This is a genomic window from Cohnella sp. GCM10012308, assembly GCF_042649185.1.
Taxonomy (GTDB): Bacteria; Bacillota; Bacilli; order Paenibacillales; family Paenibacillaceae; genus Cohnella.
This window is the reverse complement of record NZ_JBHRYU010000024.1, coordinates 100,118-119,909: the sequence shown is the minus strand read 5'-3', so window position 1 is coordinate 119,909 and position 19,792 is coordinate 100,118. Positions and strand designations below refer to the sequence as shown.

Sequence of the window (19,792 nt, the reverse complement as noted above, 5' to 3'; positions counted from 1 at the left end):
AGGAGGGCTTTAAAATGAACCGATTTGACAAAAAGGTGGAGCTTCGGCTCCCGGACTCCTTAAAATGGTCGGGCATGAATCGACTGTTTAAAGGGGAGGATTTGCTCCCGCTATGGGTTGCGGACATGGACTTCGAGGCACCTGAACCCGTGCTTGCGGCAATCCGCCGCAGGGTCGACGCGGGACTTTTCACTTATACCGAGCTGCCGTCGTCGCTGTTCGAGGCGGTGGCCGGCTGGCTGGATCGCAGGTTCAAGTGGTCCGTCGCGCCGGGCGACCTGTTGTTCGCGCCGGGCGTCGTCACGCTGCTGAGGGCAGCCGTGCTCGCTTTTACGCAGCCGGGGGATAGCGTCGTCATTCAGCCGCCGGTATACGGGCCTTTCGGCGATGCTGTGACCGGCCAAGGCCGGGAGCTCGTGCTGAATCCGCTGAAGATCGAGCAGGGAAGGTACGCGATGGATTTTGAAGACCTTGAAGCCAAGTTTCGGCTTACGGGCGCGAAGCTGCTGCTGCTTTGCAGCCCGCATAATCCGGCCGGACGCGTATGGGAGGAGGCCGAGCTGAACAGGCTCGCGGAGCTCTGCCGCCAATACGGCGTAGCGGTGGCTTCCGACGAGATTCACTCGGATCTGATCCTGACCGGCTCTCATATCCCGATTGCGTCGCTGCCGGGCATGTCCGAGCGTACCGTTACCTTTATCGCGCCCAGCAAGACGTTTAACCTGGCAGGACTGCATACGTCGTTCGCCGTGGCGACCGACGAAACGTTAAGAAAAGCGCTCGATCAGGCGCTCGGATACCGGAGTCCGAATCCTTTGTCGGTTGCGGCGGCGGAAGCGGCTTACCGAGAAGGGGAGGAATGGCTGGAGGCATGCCTTGCGTACTTGCGTGAAAATGTTTCGTTTGCGTCCGGCTATCTGACCGAGCGGCTGCCGGAAGCAGTCGTATATGTTCCGGAAGCGACCTATTTGCTGTGGGTCGACCTGCGTGCGTACGGCTTAAGCTCGACCGAGCTCGGACGGCTCCTGGTACAGGAAGCGCGCGTGGCCGTTAGCGGGGGCGGCGCGTTCGTGAGCGAAGGGGAAGGACGCGTCCGCATCAATCTGGCCACCCGGCGCGAGCTTTTGGAAGAAGGGCTGAGCCGGATCGCCCGGGCGCTCGGCAGCTTGCAGTCCGTCGACGAAGCCAAGACTGATACAGCTGAAGCAGGCCAAGCTGAAGCAGATGAAGCGGAAGTAGGTAAAACGGAAGTAGGTAAAACGGAAGTAGGTAAAACGGAAGTAGGTAAAACGGATGCAGGTCAAGCTGATACAGGTCAAGCGGAAGCAGGCGAAGGCTAGAGCTCTTCGCCGTTCCAGCTGGCCCTGCGGATTTCCGACGGCGTGCGTCCCGTCAGCTGCTTCAGCGTCCGCGAGAAATGATGGGGCGTCTTGAACCCGCATTGCCGAGCGATCTCGGCGGCAGGCAGCCCCGTATGCTCGAGCAGCTCCACAGCCCGCTCGGTCCGGTACCGCCACACATAATGGATCGGCGTTTCTTGCTCGTATTTGTTGAAAAGACGCACCAGATGCTCGGGCGTGACGCCGGCCTCCCAGGCCAAGTCTCCCAGCTTGATCTCGCCGCCATAGTGCGATCTGATCCAGGCCAAAGCCCGCTCCACGGCCGGCGACGCATTCGAAGCGTCGCCTCCGTCGGAAGCCGAGCCGTCCGGACCGGGCTGAAGCCGGAGTACTGCGGCGCCTAGGCTGCGCATGATCGCGCCGTCGCTCGGCAGCTCGTTCTGAACGGTCAGGATGAGTTCGACCAGCTTGTTCATCTCCGGCGATACGGGCCACACGCCCGGAGGCTCTCCGGCATCGTCGCCGGGGAGCGACTGCTTGTCGATCTGAACGGCGACCCAATTGTGCCGCGTAACGTCGCTGCCCGTTATATCGAAGGACTCCACGTGTCCTGGTTTTAACAAAATAGCTTGTCCCGCTTTGACCTGCTGCGGCGCCCCGTCGATCGTGACGCGCATCTCGCCAGCATCCAGCAACAATAGCTCAAAATCGCGCTGCCTGCGCGGCCCGAACCTGCCCCCCGATGCGTAAGTGGCCGACCCGGCAACCGCCGATTTGACCGCCTCGAAGGGAACTTGCGACCTGCTTGATGCCACTCGCATAACCTCCAATGGCTGCGGCATGCAGCCTTCTTCGCTGTTTAGTACATACACGCCAGACGGCCGTATGAATCGCCGTCGCGCACAAAAAAACGGCCGCGCCGTCCGATCGGGACGAGCGCGGCCGTTTTGGCGCGGGCAAGCTTGCTATGCCTGGCGGGCGTTCAGGCCGCTCCGCAGTCTCAGCGAAGCGACGCGCGCCTCGGGCACGAGTCCTTCCGCGGCGGCGCGGCCGAGGAGCGCGTCGACGGCGGCGAAGCCGTCCGCGCCCAGGTCGCGGGTGAAGCCGTTCACGTACAGGTCGATATGCGACTTGGCGACCTCGGGCGACAGCTCCTGCGCGTGCGACATGACATATTCGCGCGAGGCTTCCGGATTCGCCCAGGCATAGTCGACGGAAGCGCGAATCGAGCCCGCTACCGCGTCAAGGTCGAGCGAGCGCTTCGCGACGATGGCGCCTAGCGGAATCGGCAGGCCCGTATCCTGTTCCCACCAGCTGCCCAGATCCTGCAGCATGGAGAGGCCGTATTGCTTGTAGGTGAAGCGGGCTTCGTGGATGACGAGGCCGGCGTCGATCTCGCCGCGCTGCACGGCAGGCATGATCTGATGAAAAGGCATGACGATGATCCGGCCGACGCCGCCCGGGACGTTCTGCGATGCCCACAGACGGAACAACAGGTAGGCGGTCGAACGTTCGCTCGGCACGGCTACCGTCTTGCCCGACAGCCGTGCGGGGTCGGACTGTCCGTCAGCAGGCGTGCCTGCGGTGAGCACGAGCGGCCCGCACCCGCGGCCGAGCGCGCCGCCGCACGGCAGAAGGGCGTAGTCCGGGTGCGTCCAAGGCAGGGCCGCATAAGAGATCTTCATGACTTCGGGGCCGTCCGTGCCCTCGGAAAGACCGTTGGTAATATCGATATCGGCATACGTCACGTCGAGGCGAGGCGCGCCCGGTATCAGACCGGCCGACCACGCGTGGAATACGAACGTATCGTTAGGGCAAGGGGAATACGCGATTTTCATGCGAGCTTAACCTCCTTCATAATGGCAAACGCGGCGGACAGCGCCGCAAGCGCGTCTCCGATCCGCCAAGCGTCGCGATCCCGCGGGCCGACCGCGTTGGAGATCGCGCGCAATTCGATAAACGGCTTGCCCGCATACGATGCGGCTACCGCCACGCCGTAGCCTTCCATGCCCTCGGCCACGGCGCCGGGCACGCGGGCTTCGCGCGCGGCGGCCGTAGCAGCCGTGCCCGTTGCCGTCGACGCGGTCACGATCGGACCGCTGGCGGCGACCAGCCCGGCCTTGGTCATCGCCTGCAGCAGCGTTTCGGCGAGCGAGGCGTCCGCCGGAAGGCCTGACGTGCCGAAGCCGAGCTCGTCCACGCTGGCATAGCCTTCCGCCGTCTCGACGCCCAGATCGGCGGCGACCGAGGCGGTACCGATCGCGAGCGTCCCCACGGGAGCCCGCCCAGGGTAACCGCCCGCGATGCCCGCGCTGACGACGAGCGTCCAGCTCTCGCCGCCCGCGAGCGCGGCGGCCGTGCGGGCGGCCGCGCTCGGGGGTCCGACGCCGCACAGCCGCACCTCGAAGCGGGCGTCGCCGTCCAATCCGCGGAGCGCCGCGTCCCGTTCCGCTTCCACGGCGGTCATCACAAGGACGCGGGCTTCGGAGGGAGAGCCCGTTTTCCCCGGATTTCCCGTCAATTCCGTCATTCATTTCATCTCCATTTCGTCCCATATCGTGCATGTCCCGTCACGGAGGCATCGTTCTATTCTACCGCAGTTGCCCGCGGCAGTGAAGGGACGCCAGAGACAAGCCTGCCGATGAAAAATAAGACAGCAAGAAAAGAAGCATAAAAAGAAGCATGAAAAGAAGCAAGAAAAGAAGCGAGAAAAGAAGCAAGAAAAAACAGCAGAAATAAACAGCTGTAAGAAACAGCTGTAAGAAACACCATCAGGGATAGATCGCCCTTATGGTCCTTTTCAGTTTGGCGGATATCCGAAACCGGCGTCGCTCGGAAAGCCATCGATAGCTCGTCCGCCAGCCGTTCCAAGGAGACCCCGTCGCCGCCGGCGTCTTTTTTTAGCAGCAATGCCTGCAAATATACATCTTTTTATGCCGCGCTCGCCTCGATTCAACAGGATAGATGCAAAAGCGCAGTTATTTTAAGCCAACAGCCGAATTTCCGGCTTACGCTTTGAATTTACCTGCACATCTGCAGGTATTTCATCAGGTGGCGCGAGTCAGTAGAGAATACCTGTACATATGCAGTTATTCGGCCCGCCGCACACCGCCGTACATCCATAATGCGCCGTTACGATGAAATTGTGCGTTCCTTTCCGCAAATTTCCGCCCCAGTATAAATTAAAAAAGACAGCCCGGCCGGCGCGAACCGGCGGGGCTGTCTATGACCGTATGGATCAGGACTTCGGCTTGATCTCTTCGAGCGGCTTATGGTTGCCGTACTTCGGGTATTCGCGGGTCGAAGGCGCGGCCCACTTGGCGGCATTGCTGAGCACGCGGCGAATCTGCTCGTTGTAGTACGTCGGATACGTCTCGTGACCGGGGCGGAAATAAAAGATCTTGCCCTGTCCGCGGTGGAACGTGCAGCCGCTGCGGAACACTTCGCCGCCCTCGAACCAGCTCACCATAACCAGCTCGTCCGGTGCCGGGATGTCGAAGTGCTCGCCGTACATTTCCTCGGCTTCCATATCGATGTACTCCCCGATGCCCTCCGCGATCGGGTGATTCGGCGCCACGACCCAGATGCGTTCCTTCTCGTCGGCTTCGCGCCATTTGAGATCGCAGGACGTGCCCATCAGCTTCTTGAAGATCTTGGAGAAATGCCCCGAGTGCAGCACGATGAGTCCCATGCCGCGCAGCACGCGGCCGTGCACGCGCTCGACGATCTCGTCCTTGACGTCGCCGTGCGCCATATGTCCCCACCAGAACAGGACGTCGGTCTCGCTGAGCACTTGCTCCGACAGGCCGTGCTCCTCGTCGTCGTCGAGCGTTGCGTAACGAACTTCGAACTCGTCCGTGCCGAGGCCTTGCCCGATCGCCGCGTGAATGCCCTCAGGGTATACCTCGCGTACCTTTTCGTTCGTTTTTTCGTGGCGGTTTTCGTTCCATACCGTGACTCTAAGACGCTGTGCCATTTAGATGTATCCTCCCGATCGTCATTTTGTTGTATATGCTTTCTTGTTATCAGTATAGACAATCGAGGCTTGCCGGAATATGTCTGATCTTAATTCATTTATATTCAAAAGTGTTATACTGCTTGATGAAGCTACTAAAGAGGTGAACGATCCAAGATGCCGAATGCCGTCGACACGCATGCGGAAGCCGTGAATGAAAAAGTCGTGTATCAGAATCCGCTGCTGTTCCTTAAAGTATGGGAGCTTCAGGGTCCCGGTCAGGCCCGAAAGACGGCGGACGCCTGGAATTGGCACTATCATAAAGAAGTGGAGTTCCTGGCGATCATCGAAGGCGGTCTCGAGGTCCAGACGATGACGTCCCTGACGCTGCTCGGTCCCGGAGACGTGATGGTGATCGGCTCGTCGAGGCCGCACAGGACGTGGGTCGCGGAAGGCGCGCCCGTTCGCTATATTGTTTTCCAGGTGGATCTCGTCCGGCATTTCGACCAGAGCATTCTGCCGTACCTTCACCATTTCTCGGAGCTGACCGGTCCCCTCGAGGACCTGAATTACATATTCGAGGCCAATACCGCTGCAAGAAACGAGGCCCATGCGCGGATTGCCGAGATCTACGAGGAGACGTACAGGGGAGGAGCGGGCTACGAGATCGCGGTCAGCGCGGCGATTAAGCGCCTGCTGCTGCTCCTGCTCAGAGGCGACGATCGCGGCGTGCTGCGGGGGACGGAGGAGGCGGGCATCGTCCGGATGCGGCCGGTGCTGGACTATGTCGAGAGCCGACTCGGAGAGAAGATCGCGGTGGACGACGTGCGCCGCCTGCTGGGGATGAGCTACCACCACTTCATCAAGACGTTCAAGCGGACGATGGGCATCCCGTTCGTCGACTATGTCAATTTCAACCGGATCAAAAAGGCGGAGCGCCTGCTGCTCACGACCGACCTTAGCATCATGGAGGTGAGCTTCGAGGTGGGCATCTGGAATATGGCGCAATTCTACAAATTATTTAAGCGGCACAACCAGCATTCGCCCAAGGAGTTCAGGCAGCGCATGCGCAATTGACCGTTTAAAATCCGAAAACAATCCCTTGACAAATCGGACGAGAAGTCACCCTATATGTAGTAGGAGCGGGCCGACGGCAACAAATGTCTGCCCGCCGTTTTTTTACGGATCGACCGCAATCGACCGCAGCCCTTGCGGGGCGCGGGTTTTGCGAATTCCTGCATGCGCCTTATAAATTTTAGGCCGCTCCATGGATTGACAGGCACAATATATTGATATAAATTTATAAATGTCCTCAACATATCGGTTTAAACTCCGCGGTCGTTGGTTAATAAACGGTAGCGGAATATGACGGTAAGTTGACCCGGCAAGCCAGTGCCGGCGGTGCAAACAACAGGATATAAGGCGGGTTTTCGAAGGCTGCATTGCAGTACGAGCGAAAGCTTTTTCGTGATGCCCGCACAGCGTATTTCTGCGCGCCGTTTCTTCTATTTTGTTACATATTTTGAATTTTTCAGGAGGGTTTTCGCCATGCTGATCGCATACGCATCGAAGACGGGAAACGTACGGAGGTTCGTGGGCAAGCTGGATCTGCCGGCCGTGCCGATCGACGAGACCGAGACGTTGGACGAGCCGTTCGTCCTCGTCACCTATACGACCGGATTCGGGCAAGTGCCGGACAACGTGGTTTCCTTCCTGGAACGCAATGCAGGCAAGATGATTGGCGTATCGGCCAGCGGCAACCGCAATTGGGGGAACGGATTCGCGAAGAGCGCGGACACGATCGCCGAGCGGTACGGGGTACCGGTGCTTTATAAGTTCGAGCTGTCGGGAACGCAGCGCGACGTCGATAATTTTAAACGGGAGGTGAGCGCAGTTGCGGCATATTGAATTGAACAACCTGCTGATGCAGCGCGACGCTGACGGTTTCTTTCAATTGGATAAGGACCTTGAGGCCGTCGATGCGTTTATGGAAGAAGTGAAGCAGCGCAGCCTGTCGTTCACGGGGCATCTGTCTAAGGTTCATTATATGATCGAAAACGACTATTACGAGGACGTATTCGCGAAATACAAGGAGCACGAAGTCGAAGAGGTGTACCGGATTGCGCACGGCTACGACTTCAAATTTCCTTCTTATATGGCGGCATCCAAGTTTTACACCGACTACGCGGTGAAGAGCAACGACCGCAGCATCTATCTGGAGCATTACCCGGACCGCGTCGCGATCGTCGCGCTGCACCTGGGACGCGGCGACGTTAATGCAGCCCATCTGCTGGCGCAGGCCATGATGGAACAGCGCGTGCAGCCGGCGACGCCGACCTTCCTGAACGCGGGCAAGAGCCGCCGCGGCGAGATGGTGTCCTGCTTCCTGCTGGAGATGGACGATGCGCTTAATTCGATCAACCACGTGCTGGGCACCTGCATGCAGCTGTCCAAGATCGGCGGCGGCGTCGCCGTCAACCTGTCCAAGCTGCGCGGGCGCGGCGAGAGCATCAAGGGCGTCGAAGGCGCGGCCAAGGGCATCATGCCGGTGCTCAAGCTGATGGAGGACGCGTTCTCCTATGCCGACCAGATGGGTCAACGCAAGGGCTCCGGCGCCGGCTACTACAATATTTTTGGCTGGGACGTTATGGAGTTCCTCGACAGCAAGAAGATCAACGCGGACGAAAAGACGCGCCTCAAGACGCTGTCGATCGGCCTGATCGTTCCTTCGAAGTTCTACAAGCTGGCCGAGGAAAACAAGCCGCTGCACGTATTCGCGCCGTATACGGTGTTCAAGGCGTACGGCAAGCATCTCGACGACATGGATATCGACGAGATGTACGACACGCTGCTGGCCGACGACCGGGTGAAGAAAAAGGCGATCATGACCGCGCGCGACATGCTCGTCAAAATCGCGACGACGCAGCTTGAATCCGGCTACCCATACATCATGAACCGCTCCAACGCGAACAAGGACCACGCGCTCAAGGACATCGGCGCCATCAAGATGTCGAACCTGTGCACGGAGATCTTCCAGCTGCAGGAAACGAGCGAGATCGGCGACTACGGCCAGTCCGACGTTATCCGCCGCGACATCAGCTGCAACCTGGCATCGCTGAACATCGCGAACGTCATGGAGCACAAGAAGATCAAGGAATCGGTGCATGAGGGCGTTATGGCTCTGACCGCCGTGAGCGATATGACGACCGTCGCCAACGCGCCGGGTGTCGCCAAAGCGAACCGCGAGCTGCACTCCATCGGTCTCGGCGCGATGAACCTGCACGGCTATCTCGCGAAGAACAAGATCGCTTACGAGAGCGACGAGGCAAAGGATTTCGCCCGCACGTTTTTCATGAGCATCAATTTCCACTCGATCGAGAAGAGCATGGATATCGCCAGAAAATCGGGCATTACGTTCGACGGCTTCGAGAAATCCGAGTATGCGAAGGGCGCGTACTTCGATCGTTATACAGAGACCGACTACACGCCGCGCACGGACAAGGTCAAGGAACTGTTCGCCGGCATCGCGATTCCGACGCAGCAGGATTGGGCGCAGTTGAAGGCTGACGTTATGAAGCACGGCCTGTACCATGCGTACCGGCTGGCGATCGCGCCGACGCAGAGCATCTCGTACGTGCAAAACGCCACCTCCAGCGTCATGCCGATCGTCGAACAGATCGAGACGCGGACCTATGCGAATTCGACGACGTATTATCCGATGCCGTTCATGCGTCAGGACAACTTCTTCTATTACAAATCGGCTTATCAGATGGATCAGTTCAAGGTGCTCGATCTGATCGCGGAGATTCAGGCCCACGTGGACCAAGGCATCTCCACCGTGCTGCACGTCAACAGCAACGTGACGACGCGCGAGCTGGCCCGCTACTACATTTACGCAGACAAGCTGGGACTGAAGTCCCTGTACTATACGCGGACGAACCGTCTGTCCGTCGAAGAATGCATCGCCTGCGCCGTCTAAGACGGACAGGCGAATCTGAAGGAGATTAGAGCTATGGCAACGCACAAGGCGGTCAACTGGAACCGCCCCGACGACGATTTCTCCGCGATGTTCTGGAATCAGAACATCATGCAATTCTGGACGGACGAGGAGATCCCGCTGTCCGACGACAAGATGTCGTGGATGGAACTGAACGACGACGAGCGCGATCTGTACATGAAGGTGCTGGGCGGCCTCACGCTGCTCGATACCGTGCAGGGCGGCGTCGGCATGCCGAAGATTTTGGAGCATGTCGAAGGCCTGCAGCGCAAAGCCGTGCTCGGCTTCATGGCGATGATGGAGCAGATTCACGCCAAGTCCTACTCCAGTATCTTCACGACGCTGGCGACGACGGAAGAGATCGACCAGGTATTCGCTTGGGTCGAGCGCAATCCGCATCTGCAGACCAAGGCGGAGACGATCGCCCAGTACTACAACAACATCAACACGCCGAAGGATCTGTACCTCGCGATGGGCGCTTCGGTGCTGCTCGAGAGCTACCTGTTCTATAGCGGCTTCTTCTACCCGCTTTACCTGGCCGGACAAGGCAAGATGACGAGCAGCGGCGAGATCATCGACCTGATCCTGCGCGACGAGAGCATCCACGGCGTCTATGTCGGACTGCTGGCGCAGGAGATCTACGCGAAGCTGGACGAAGACGAACAGACAGCCGCGTACGAGACGCTCAAGGGGCTGCTCCGCTACCTGCACGACAACGAGGAGCGGTACACCGAGAGTCTGTACAACGCGATCGGCCTGACCGACGAGGTGAAGGCATTCCTCCGTTACAACGCCAACAAGGCGATGATGAACTTGGGCCTCGAGCCGTTGTTCGAAGACGAGGATATCAATCCGATCGTCCAGAACGGCATCAGTACGCGTACCAAGCAGCACGATTTCTTCTCTAAAAAGGGCAATGGCTACGTTCGCACGACGAACGTTCAGCAGCTCCGCGACGAGGACTTCGTATTCTAATTTCATATAGATACAGCACATTGCCCCGCAGCCGATTTATCGGTTGCGGGGTTTTAAGTTTGCTGCTCGTACTCACCAACCCATATTCCGGCAAGCCGAGCGGCTAATCTGTGCCGGATACTCAAATGAGGACCACAGATGCGCTATTTTTTAAATTTGTCCCTCTGATCATCCAATTGCGGACAGGAGGTACGTTACTTTGCTTTATAACACCCTAAGCGGCACACTTTGGCGCGAATAACGGAACCAGGGTCCGGAGTTACTGCAAAATAGCCGATTACTGAAAAATAACGGCTTTTCGGTCCGCTGCTCGCACTCGACGTACCATATTTGCGCCAGTAGGTGGCGACTCCTGCATCTGATACCGCATTGCTGCCGAAGCCTGCATCGAGGAAAATTTCTCCAAGGTCCAGTTTGTTCCAAGACCAAAGTCTGTCCCGCAAACCGCACCTGCGCCAGATTCCTGCGTATGATACGCTTTGATAAGCTTAAGCCATAGAGATCACGTGGCGGGGAGCGGGCGAAGATGAATGACGGGCAGCGCAGAGACGATCGGGAGAAAAGCATATATATTTTATTGACCGATACGGGGACATTGTTCACATCGCTGATCAAACGGTTCACGGATGCGCCCTATAATCATGCTTCGCTCGTGTTCGGCGCCGACTTAAGCGAAATATACAGCTTCGGACGGAAAAAGCCGACCAATCCCTTCGCGGGCGGATTCGTCGAAGAGAATGTGTATTCGGGCACGTTCAGCCATTTCCCGAATACGCGGTGTGCGCTATTGCGGCTTAAAGTTACACAGCTGCAGTTCGAGACGGCGCGCCGCGTGGTAGGGAGCTTCAAGCGGGAGCGGGATCAATATCGCTATAATCTCGTTGGTCTGCTCGGCGTGCTGCTTGATCGCGAAATGGGCTCGGATAAAGCTTTTTTTTGCTCCCAGTTCGTGGCTCAGGCGCTTCGGGAAGCGGGGCTGCGGTTGTGGGATCGGCCTTCGTCGCTCGTGACGCCCGATCATTTTAGAGTACATACCGAAATGGAGACGGTTTACGAAGGGCGTCTCTACGATTATCCGTTGCTCGATCGCGTGCGGCTAAGTAAAGGCAGCGGGACGGCAGATCCTGCGATGGAGTGGGCCGTGTCATAAATTGGAGGGTGCGAATGGTTCCTGACGAGTTCTGCCGTCGATGATATAATACAGGGAATACCGCCGATGGAGGGAATTCGGATGGATCTGGAGCTGTTGAACGCGCTTAGACAGGTATTCAGAGAAGAGCTACGACATGAATTGCGCAGCGAGCTGGAGAGGGAGCTTGGTCCGATCAAGGAGCAACTGGCTGAGCTTGGTCCGATCAAAGAGCAGCTGGCTGAGCTTGGTCCGATCAAAGAGCAGTTAACCGAGCTTGGTCCGATCAAGGAGCGTTTGCAGGCGATCGGCAATCAATTGGATCGGATGGAGCAGTCTCAGGCGGAAGACGTCGTCGCCATGCTTGGACATCTTAACAACAAGCTTGAAGTCATCCGGCACGATGTAGAGTTCGTGGCGAAGGAGCAGGGTGCAATTCGCCTCGAGATCGATCGTTCGAAGCGGTATTACACGCCGATTATTCACGAGGAACCGTAAGCCGCAACCTTTTACAAGCGCGTATTCGATTAGCCCGTCATGCTTCCGCAGTGCAGTGCGGAGGTACAGGCGGTTTTTATTTAATTTGACAATGAGAATCATTATCAATAAAATAGTAATAAAGAAACCAACGTGCCGGAAAGGATGTTGATCATGTACTGCGCTTCTCCGATTACGGATCGACTCTACGGGTTCCATGCGCCCGACGGTCAACTGGATCCGTGGGTCGCCATCGCTCAGATGAAGGACGAATTTATGCGGGACGAACGAGGCCTAATGTTCGCCGATCATGAAGGAAACAGCGCCCGCCTCGAGCTTTGTGCGAGAATTTTTTTGCCGGAACTTCAAGGTCCGAGACAATATGAAACGCTGCTGGATGCGATTCGCGCATTTTCCAGAGAGAAAATGGCGGAGAAGGGCTGCGAATCTTGCCTTATCTATTTTACATGCAAAGGGATCGTAGACGATGGCGTCAACTTGCCGCTGCCCGGCATGCCCAGCGCGAGGGGGCGGCTCGCCGTAGAATGCGAATTCGTCGAGACGATCATGACGGAGCCGGTAGGCGGCTACGGGAAGGAGGAGCGCAATTATGCAGGCTGACGGATGGAAGGACCTCGATCATCTGTGGTTCAAGCTCAGAAAAGCAAGGCGGATCGCAAAGAAAAGCGCGCAAGCCGGCATCTCCGTTCCACAGGGCAGAGGGTCTTATACGCTGCTCTCGGTTACGGAGGGACGCGGCGTACTGCTCACCGACGGCCAGGCGTTCGGCGTCGAAGAAGGCACGATCTATGTCGCGGAGCCCGGCGAATCGATCACGCTCTTGCCGGAGGGCGAAGCGGCCATGGAGCTCTATATGTTTCACTTCGACGTTATGCGGGATCTGGGCAGGGATACAGCCGGCGACTCGCGGGCGGAGCTGCAGCCGATGCCCCAAGCGGGCAAGCCCCTGCGCATACCGCCGGTATCGCTCTCCGCAATGTGCCGCGCCGCATACGGCAGCATGACGGGACAGAGCGGATTGGAGCGCTTTCGCAGCCAGTTCATGTTCCAGGAGCTGCTCCATCGCGTATTTAACGAGTGGATGGCCGAGCCCAGCGACGAGCTGAACATCGCGCTGGAGCATTTGCGGACGTACATCGAGCAGCATTATTACGAACCGCTGTCCGTCAAGCGGCTTGCCGGACTTTCGAAGATCAGCCCGCGGCACCTCGTGCAGATGTTTAAGGATAAATATAAGGTCGAGCCGATGGAGTATGTACGATCGCTAAGGCTGCAGCGAAGGAAAACGAAAACGATGACGGCCGGGCAAGCCTAAGTAAGGGAAGCTCCTGCGGGGGCGTGCTGTCATGCGGCAACCAGGCAGCAAGCGGGATCAATCAGGCGGCAAGCCGGCATCAACCAGGCGGCAAACAGCCCGGATCGACAACCGCCAACCTCCATACAATCCATGATTTGCCCTCGTCTATCCGACGGGGGTTTTGACGTCTCTTTTGACGTCTCTTTTGACGTCTCTTTTGACGTCTCTTTTGACGTCTCTTTTGGCGTTTCTTTTTGCTATTCTACTGTTTTGTAAACTATTCAAACGAATTCAATAGTCAAATTACAATAACAATTAGCCTAAACTTTTGGTGTCGGATAAGGTACAATAGGGCAAGAATAACAATCAAGAATACCAATATCGAACCAATCAGGATTAGGAGCAAACGACATGACCACGTTGTTGTTGAACGGAAGCTGGGAGCTCTCGAATGCGCGCACCGGCGAGCGCTATCAGGCTTCAGTGCCTGGATTCGTGCAAAAGGATCTTATGGAACAAGGCATACTCGCCAATGAATACGATACGTTGTTCGAGCCGAAAATCGAGTGGATCGAATTCGACGACTGGACTTATGCCCGCGAATTTACGTTAGGCGAAGACGAGCTGTCGCGCGACGCGATCGAGCTGGTACTGGAAGGCGTCGACACTTATGCCGAAGTCTCGCTTAACGGGCAAACGCTGGGCGCCACTGAAAATATGTTTATCGCTTACCGCTTCAATATCAAAGGAATCGCGCAAGCGCAAAACAAACTGTCGGTACGCATCGCATCGCCGACCAAAACGCTGAAGGAGAAGGAAGCCGCGTTCGGCGAGCCTTTGAACCTGTGGAACGGCATACCTGCGCGGTTGTTCGGCCGCAAGGCGCAATACGGCTACGGCTGGGATTGGGGCGCCAAGGTCGTGACCGTAGGCATTCACAAGCCCGTGTCAATCGAAGCCTACGACGTGGTTCGTACGGACAGCCTAGGCTATGCGATTACGCATCTGACTGACCGCAAAGCGATCGTGAACGCGTCGTTCAAAGTATCCGCAGCCGGTACGGAAGCCGTAGAGGCCGCGCTTCGTTATCGGATTTTCGACGGCGATACGATCGTTGCCGAGCGGAGCGAGCGCGTCAGCTTGGATCCGGGAACCGGCACTTACGAAGCGGCGCTGGAAATCTCGCAGCCGAAGCGCTGGTACCCGCTTGGTCACGGCGAGCAGCCCCTGTACCGGCTGGAGGCTTCCGTGCTGGACGAGGGCGGAGAAGCGGTCGCGACGATGTCCCGCGCGGTCGGACTGCGCGACATTCGCATCGACATGCCCTACGACAAGCAGGGCCGCAAGTTTATCATTCAGGTCAACGGTATTCCCGTGCTGTGCAAGGGGATCAACTGGATTCCGCTGAAGCTGTTCCCGAATCTCGACACCAAGGAAGAGTACGAGGTTGAAATCGAACGCATCGCGGCAGCCAATATGAACATGATCCGCGTCTGGGGCGGCGGCACGTACGAGAACCACGATTTCTTCGATGCCTGCGACCGACTCGGCATTATGGTCTGGCAGGACTTTATGTTCGCATGCGGCGACTATCCTGACGACGACGCGTTCAGCGCGCTTGTACGCAAGGAAGCCGACTACGTGATCTCCGAGTTCGGCAGCCATCCTAGCATCGTGCTCTGGTGCGGCAATAACGAGAACCAGATCTTCGTCGAGCGGAGCCGCGCCCGCCGCTTGCACGGCTTTGGCGAAAAGCTGTATTTCGAGGTGCTGCACGATGCTTGCGCGGCAGACACGCTGCGGCCTTACTGGCCGTCGAGCCCGTACTCGCTCACCTTCGACCATACGAAGCTGGAGGGCAATTACGGCGATCTTCACTCCTGGTTCGTCTGGGGGCAGACGCATCCGTACGAGGAGTACCGCGAGGTGAACGGCCGTTTCCTTTCCGAATTCGGAATGCAGTCCTATCCGTCGAACTACTTGCTGAATCAGGTCGATCCGAACGCCACGCTGCGGGATCCGAAGCTGGACGCGATGCAGAAGGCGCCGAACGGCATCCAGCGCTTGTTCTATTACACGGTCGGCGATTACAAGCTGCCTGCCTCGAAGGAACAGTTTGTGTACGTCAACCAGCTTTTGCAAGCCAACGCGCTTCGGTTAGGCGTGGAGCACTGGGTGTCCCGGATGCCGGATACGTCCGGCGCGCTCATCTGGCAGTGGAGCGACCTATGGCCGTCCATCAGCTGGGCGCTCGTCGATTATGCCAAGGTGCACAAGCCTTCTTATTTCTATATGAAACGCAGCTTCCAGTCGCCAAATGCATACGCGAAGATTACGCCTGGCCAAGATGAAGCCGAGCTGTACCTGATCCACGATCACGGCGACTTCGAAGGACGTATCGTCGTCGAATTCTACGATCTGGACACCGACAGCGTTGTACAATCCGTCGTGAACGAGGTGCAGGTAACGGGGCACCGGTCTACGCGCATTGGCACGTTCTCCGTGGCGGGCTTTGACGCATCCAAGACGATCGTCTGCGTGAGCCTGTATCAAGGCGAGACCGCCTTGATCGTGAATACGTACCTGCTGGGCAAGCCCCATCAGCTTGCGCTCAAGCCGGCAGCCGTCCAGGTCGAACAGGAGACGCTGGCAAACGGCGATACGCGCTTCACGCTGACGACGGACACTTTTGCCAAGGACGCAGGTCTCGTCGATCTGCCCGGAACGCTATCGGACAACTACTTCGATCTGCGCGCGGGCGAAAAGCGGGAAATCGTGCTTAAAGGCGGTCTGCCGGAAGGCGCAAAGGTCAAAGTCGTCTGCCTGAACGAAGTGAAGACGCTCGATTACGTCTAACGCTCAATAACAGCTAATCAAAGCCCGGCATACCGAAAACAGGCCGATTCGGCCAATCAGGTCCCGGCGATTCCCCCGTGAGGGGGATATCGCCGGGATTTTTGTATTTAAATCGCGACAGAAGTCCCGAAGTTGTCCGAAATGATAACGCGCGGAAAAATTTACATATCCAAAATATAGGTCGCCATCCCGGTTTACAAAACGTTCCTATAATGAAGTCAGATCAATCAAAAGAAGGGTGACTGGGCGCACATGGTGATGAAGAAAGCAATCGCGGCAACGATTTTGGCAGCGGCTTTGGGAACGGCGGCAGCGGGAACGGCAGGCGCTGCGCAAGCGGGCTCGGCGACTACTGCCAAGGCGGTCACGGCAAAAGCCGTAACGCTGACGGTTCAGCAATCCGTATTCGTTGTCAATTACACGGACGTGCAAGTGCGTACGGTGCTGTCTAACGGTGAAACGCTGGTTTCCGTGCGCGACCTGAGCGCGGCACTCGGCGCCAAGCTGTCGGCACTGAACGGCTACACGACGGTAACGCTGGATTCGCATTCCTTTGCTTTCAAGACGGGGGTCAAGCAAGCATCGGTCGACGGCAACGTCATTAACCTGAATCAACCGGCTAAGGTTCTGAACGGAACGGCATTCGTAGCGGTCAAGCCGCTTGTACAAGCTCTCGGCGGGACGATGGCGCTGAAGGACGGCAAGCTGGCGATCAACACGATCAAGCTGCTCGCTGGCGGCGAGAACGCACGCTTCGTAAACGCGAGCCAAGCGATCGTCTCCGTCGAGACGGACGCGAAGCGTACGGACTATCTGGTGGACGTGGCGACCGGCAAATCGGCGGAGCTTCTCTCTACCGAAGGCGGCTCTGACCTGATCGTCGCACCGGGCGGCGCCAAGGCTGCTTATACGGACGGGGAAGGCGCGGTGTACGTCGTCGACCTGGCGAGCAAGCAATCGAAGCAAATCAGCAATGACACGTCGATCAAGACCGAGCTCGTATGGTCCGCCGACGGCTCCGCGATCTACTTCCTGCAAGGCGACAAGGGTTCGGTGATCGCCAAGGTAGAAGTTGCGACGGGCACGATCTCGAAGGTCGTAGAGGACAAGGTCGATTACAAGTCCGCACTGTCCGTTTCTCCGGACGGCAAGAAGTTCGCATACCTGGTGACGACGCCTCCGAAGGCGACGGCTGACGGCACGGATCTGGACAAGGATACGGTTGCCATCGACGCGAGCGGCGAGCAAGTGCAAGTGAACCTGTACGATACTTCGGCTGAAAAGCCGGCGGCAGTCGCGCTGACTTCGGCGAAGGACGACAAGCTGTTCGTGCTCTCTTTGGACGGCAGCACGGTTTACTATGTAAGCGTGGCGGACGAAAACGCAAGCGCGACGGTCGTATCGGTAGACAAGGACAAGAAAACGGCTACGCTGCTGGCCGAAGGCGACGTAGAAGAGCTCGTTCTGTCCGGCGGCAAGCTGTACGTACTTACTACGGTGAACGACGACGAGTCGGCAATCTATGAAGTCGATCCTGCGACGGCATCCAAAAAGCTGCTGTACAAGGTACCCGCTTCTGCATCCGGTCTTGCCGTGAACGGATCGCAAATTATCATCGCGCTTGAAAATGGCCTGTACGTGAACGCAAACGGCTCATGGAAGCCAGTCACCCGTTAATCTTTTTCAAATACGAGAGGAGCACTCATTCCCATGAAAAAATGGTTCAAACCCGCCGCGCTGGTCGCGCTTGCGGTCTCCCTGGCAGCCGGCGGCGCATCCGTCGCATCCGCAGCAAGCTCGCTTAAAGGCAAGATCGTCATCAACGGTTCTTCGGCACTGCTGCCGCTGACGCTGCAAGCGAAGAGCGAATTCCAAAAGCTTAACCCGAAGGTCAAGATCTCGGCATCCGCAGTCAGCTCCATCGCCGGTCCTCAATCGGTCCGCAAAGGCATCGCCGACATCGGCGCAGTAGACTGGGACGCATCTACCGACGTGCCGGGCTTCAAGAAGTTTGACGGCCAAGTGGCCAATCCGGTAGCCGTCACGGTATTCGCTGCCGTCGCTAACAAGAACGTGAGCGTCAGCAACCTGACGACCAAGCAACTGCAAGACATCTTCTCCGGCAAGGTCACGAACTGGAAAGACGTAGGCGGCTCCGACGCCAACATCGTCGTCGTCAACCGCAAATTCGGCTCGGGTACGCGCGTTAACTTCCAACTGAAGGCGCTTGACGGCAAGGACTTCATGACCAAGGGCGACAACTACAAGGAAACGGGCTCGAGCGGCGACATGAAAACCGCGATCGAAACGACGCCAAACGCAATCGGCTACATCGACCTGCCGTACGTGACCGACAAGATGAAGGCTCTGTCGATCAACGGCGCTGCGCCGACCGAGAAAAACGTGTTGAACGGAACGTACAAAGTATGGGGCATCGGCTACTTCATGACGAAGGGCCAGCCGACTGGCGCAACCAAGGCATTCATCGAGTACATTCAAAGCGCCAAGTTCCAAAACGGCTCGCTGAAAAAGCTGAAGTTCATCCCGCTGGCAGCCGTCAAGTAAACGAAGTACAACCGATCGTATCACGCCATCAAGCCGGCTGCAGCGTCAAAGCGCTTAAGGCCGGCTTTTTCTTTACGTTTTTACCTGGGAGAGGAGATTCGTCCTATGCTTGAGATGAACGCGCAAAGCCGCGTCATCGCGCCGGCGGAGCTGGGCAACAGTTTGCGCCAAGCCGGCGGCGATCCGCTTGACCGCAGATCCCGTCTGAGATTTTTTAATTCGACCTTTAAGGTTCTATGCGTATCCGCGGCCGTCTTCGTATGTCTTGTCCTGTTCGGCATTTTGATCCTGATGTTCAAGACGGGCGTTATGACATTCGAAACGGTTTCGTTCAAAGAGTTTTTCTTTTCTACCAATTGGGATCCTGAAAACGGGCATTTCGGAGCGCTGCTCTTCATATTCGGCACATTCGCCTTGACAGGGCTTACGCTTGTACTTGCCGTCCCGATCGCCGTCCTGATCGCGGTGTTCCTGGCGGAGATCACGCCGGCGTGGCTGCGCGGCGCGCTGCGTCCCATCATGGACCTGCTCGTCGGCATCCCGTCCGTCGTATACGGCTACCTGGGACTGACGATCTTGATTCCGATGCTTCGCGAGATTAGCGGCCGCGATCTGGCGGACGGTCTGCTCGCCGCAGCCATCGTACTGGCGATCATGGTACTGCCGACGATCGCCCGTATCAGCGATGACGCGATCTCCGCGGTTCCGAAGAAATACAGAGATGCCTCGTACGCGCTCGGCTCGACGCGCTTCCAGACGATTTTCCGCGTGGTGCTGCCTGCGGCGCGCAGCGGCATCATCTATGCGGTTATCCTCGGCATGGCACGCGCAATCGGCGAGACGATGGCCGTCGTTATGGTCATCGGCAACACGCCGCAGCTGGCTGACAGCCTTTTCACGCCGACCGCCGTGCTGACGAGTAACATCGTTATGCAAATTACGAGCGTCGAATTCGATTCGACCTGGAATTACGCGTTGTACCTGATGGGCTTCCTTTTGCTCGCGATCTCGCTGCTGCTGATCGTCGCGGTTCGCTTGCTGCAGAAGAAGGGAGCGAAGGCTTCGTGAGCGATTCCTCCAAAAACGGCGCGCCGATCGCGCCGGTACCCGGCTCCAAACCGGGCGCTTCGGCCGTTCGCCGCGCGAACGCGTTCTCGAGATCGTCCAGCTCCGCCGCCAG

18 protein-coding genes are annotated in these 19,792 nt (G+C 57.7%); 13 read left to right on the top strand and 5 right to left on the bottom strand.

The genetic code is table 11. From position 1 onward, the window contains the following. Positions 1-14 precede the first annotated feature (14 nt). Complete coding sequence (locus ACFOTD_RS23015; protein WP_378122274.1) at positions 15-1,340, top strand: MalY/PatB family protein; 1,326 nt, start codon at positions 15-17, stop codon at positions 1,338-1,340. Here ACFOTD_RS23015 and ACFOTD_RS23010 read toward each other — a convergent pair. From ACFOTD_RS23010 to ACFOTD_RS22990, 5 genes are all read right to left on the bottom strand, one after another. Then, complete coding sequence (locus ACFOTD_RS23010; protein WP_378122273.1) at positions 1,337-2,155, bottom strand: helix-turn-helix domain-containing protein; 819 nt, start codon at positions 2,153-2,155, stop codon at positions 1,337-1,339. The genes ACFOTD_RS23015 and ACFOTD_RS23010 overlap by 4 nt on opposite strands. A gap of 150 nt (positions 2,156-2,305) precedes the next feature. Beyond that, the gene (locus ACFOTD_RS23005) at positions 2,306-3,178 is read right to left on the bottom strand and encodes a 1,4-dihydroxy-6-naphtoate synthase (RefSeq protein WP_378122272.1); all 873 of its coding nucleotides are present in this window, start codon (positions 3,176-3,178) and stop codon (positions 2,306-2,308) included. Then, a complete protein-coding gene (locus tag ACFOTD_RS23000; RefSeq protein ID WP_378122271.1) occupies positions 3,175-3,870 on the bottom strand; it encodes a futalosine hydrolase in 696 nt (231 codons plus the stop codon). Before ACFOTD_RS23000 ends, ACFOTD_RS23005 begins: the two co-directional genes overlap by 4 nt. Positions 3,871-3,926: 56 nt before the next feature. Then, positions 3,927-4,259 (bottom strand): hypothetical protein, encoded by a 333-nt coding sequence (locus ACFOTD_RS22995; protein ID WP_378122270.1) that lies wholly within the window; start codon positions 4,257-4,259, stop codon positions 3,927-3,929. 319 nt (positions 4,260-4,578) lie between these two features. After that, the gene (locus ACFOTD_RS22990) at positions 4,579-5,316 is read right to left on the bottom strand and encodes a ThuA domain-containing protein (RefSeq protein WP_378122269.1); all 738 of its coding nucleotides are present in this window, start codon (positions 5,314-5,316) and stop codon (positions 4,579-4,581) included. 156 nt (positions 5,317-5,472) lie between these two features. Between ACFOTD_RS22990 and ACFOTD_RS22985 the strand changes: the two genes are divergently transcribed. The 12 genes from ACFOTD_RS22985 to pstC all read left to right on the top strand — a co-directional run bounded on the left by ACFOTD_RS22985 (position 5,473) and on the right by pstC (position 19,680). Further along, positions 5,473-6,372, top strand: a complete 900-nt coding sequence (locus ACFOTD_RS22985; protein WP_378122268.1) for a helix-turn-helix domain-containing protein — start codon at positions 5,473-5,475, stop codon at positions 6,370-6,372. Positions 6,373-6,843: 471 nt separating this feature from the next. After that, the gene (nrdI, locus tag ACFOTD_RS22980; RefSeq protein WP_378122267.1) at positions 6,844-7,203 is read left to right on the top strand and encodes a class Ib ribonucleoside-diphosphate reductase assembly flavoprotein NrdI; all 360 of its coding nucleotides are present in this window, start codon (positions 6,844-6,846) and stop codon (positions 7,201-7,203) included. Then, positions 7,190-9,274, top strand: coding sequence for a class 1b ribonucleoside-diphosphate reductase subunit alpha (gene nrdE / locus ACFOTD_RS22975; protein WP_378122266.1), 2,085 nt, complete (start codon positions 7,190-7,192; stop codon positions 9,272-9,274). The genes nrdI and nrdE overlap by 14 nt, the downstream gene beginning before the upstream one ends. 33 nt (positions 9,275-9,307) lie before the next feature. After that, entirely contained in the window at positions 9,308-10,267 is a 960-nt protein-coding gene (nrdF, locus tag ACFOTD_RS22970; protein ID WP_378122265.1) for a class 1b ribonucleoside-diphosphate reductase subunit beta, read from the top strand. Between the two features lie 526 nt (positions 10,268-10,793). Continuing rightward, a complete protein-coding gene (locus ACFOTD_RS22965) occupies positions 10,794-11,417 on the top strand; it encodes a hypothetical protein (protein ID WP_378122264.1) in 624 nt (207 codons plus the stop codon). 81 nt (positions 11,418-11,498) lie between these two features. After that, a complete protein-coding gene (locus ACFOTD_RS22960) occupies positions 11,499-11,894 on the top strand; it encodes a hypothetical protein (RefSeq protein ID WP_378122263.1) in 396 nt (131 codons plus the stop codon). Between the two features lie 153 nt (positions 11,895-12,047). Beyond that, positions 12,048-12,494, top strand: a complete 447-nt coding sequence (locus tag ACFOTD_RS22955) for a hypothetical protein (RefSeq protein WP_378122262.1) — start codon at positions 12,048-12,050, stop codon at positions 12,492-12,494. Continuing rightward, on the top strand, positions 12,484-13,209 hold the full coding sequence (locus ACFOTD_RS22950) for an AraC family ligand binding domain-containing protein (RefSeq protein ID WP_378122261.1): 726 nt from the start codon (positions 12,484-12,486) through the stop codon (positions 13,207-13,209). The genes ACFOTD_RS22955 and ACFOTD_RS22950 overlap by 11 nt, the downstream gene beginning before the upstream one ends. A 393-nt stretch (positions 13,210-13,602) precedes the next feature. Further along, entirely contained in the window at positions 13,603-16,047 is a 2,445-nt protein-coding gene (locus ACFOTD_RS22945; protein ID WP_378122260.1) for a beta-mannosidase, read from the top strand. Between the two features lie 258 nt (positions 16,048-16,305). Next, positions 16,306-17,724 carry a stalk domain-containing protein gene (locus tag ACFOTD_RS22940; protein ID WP_378122259.1) on the top strand — a complete coding sequence of 473 codons (1,419 nt, stop codon included), beginning with the start codon at positions 16,306-16,308 and terminating at the stop codon, positions 17,722-17,724. Between the two features lie 33 nt (positions 17,725-17,757). Continuing rightward, the gene (locus tag ACFOTD_RS22935; RefSeq protein WP_378122258.1) at positions 17,758-18,612 is read left to right on the top strand and encodes a phosphate ABC transporter substrate-binding protein; all 855 of its coding nucleotides are present in this window, start codon (positions 17,758-17,760) and stop codon (positions 18,610-18,612) included. 114 nt (positions 18,613-18,726) lie between these two features. Continuing rightward, on the top strand, positions 18,727-19,680 hold the full coding sequence (gene pstC / locus ACFOTD_RS22930) for a phosphate ABC transporter permease subunit PstC (protein WP_378122291.1): 954 nt from the start codon (positions 18,727-18,729) through the stop codon (positions 19,678-19,680). The last annotated feature ends 112 nt before the right edge of the window (positions 19,681-19,792 follow it).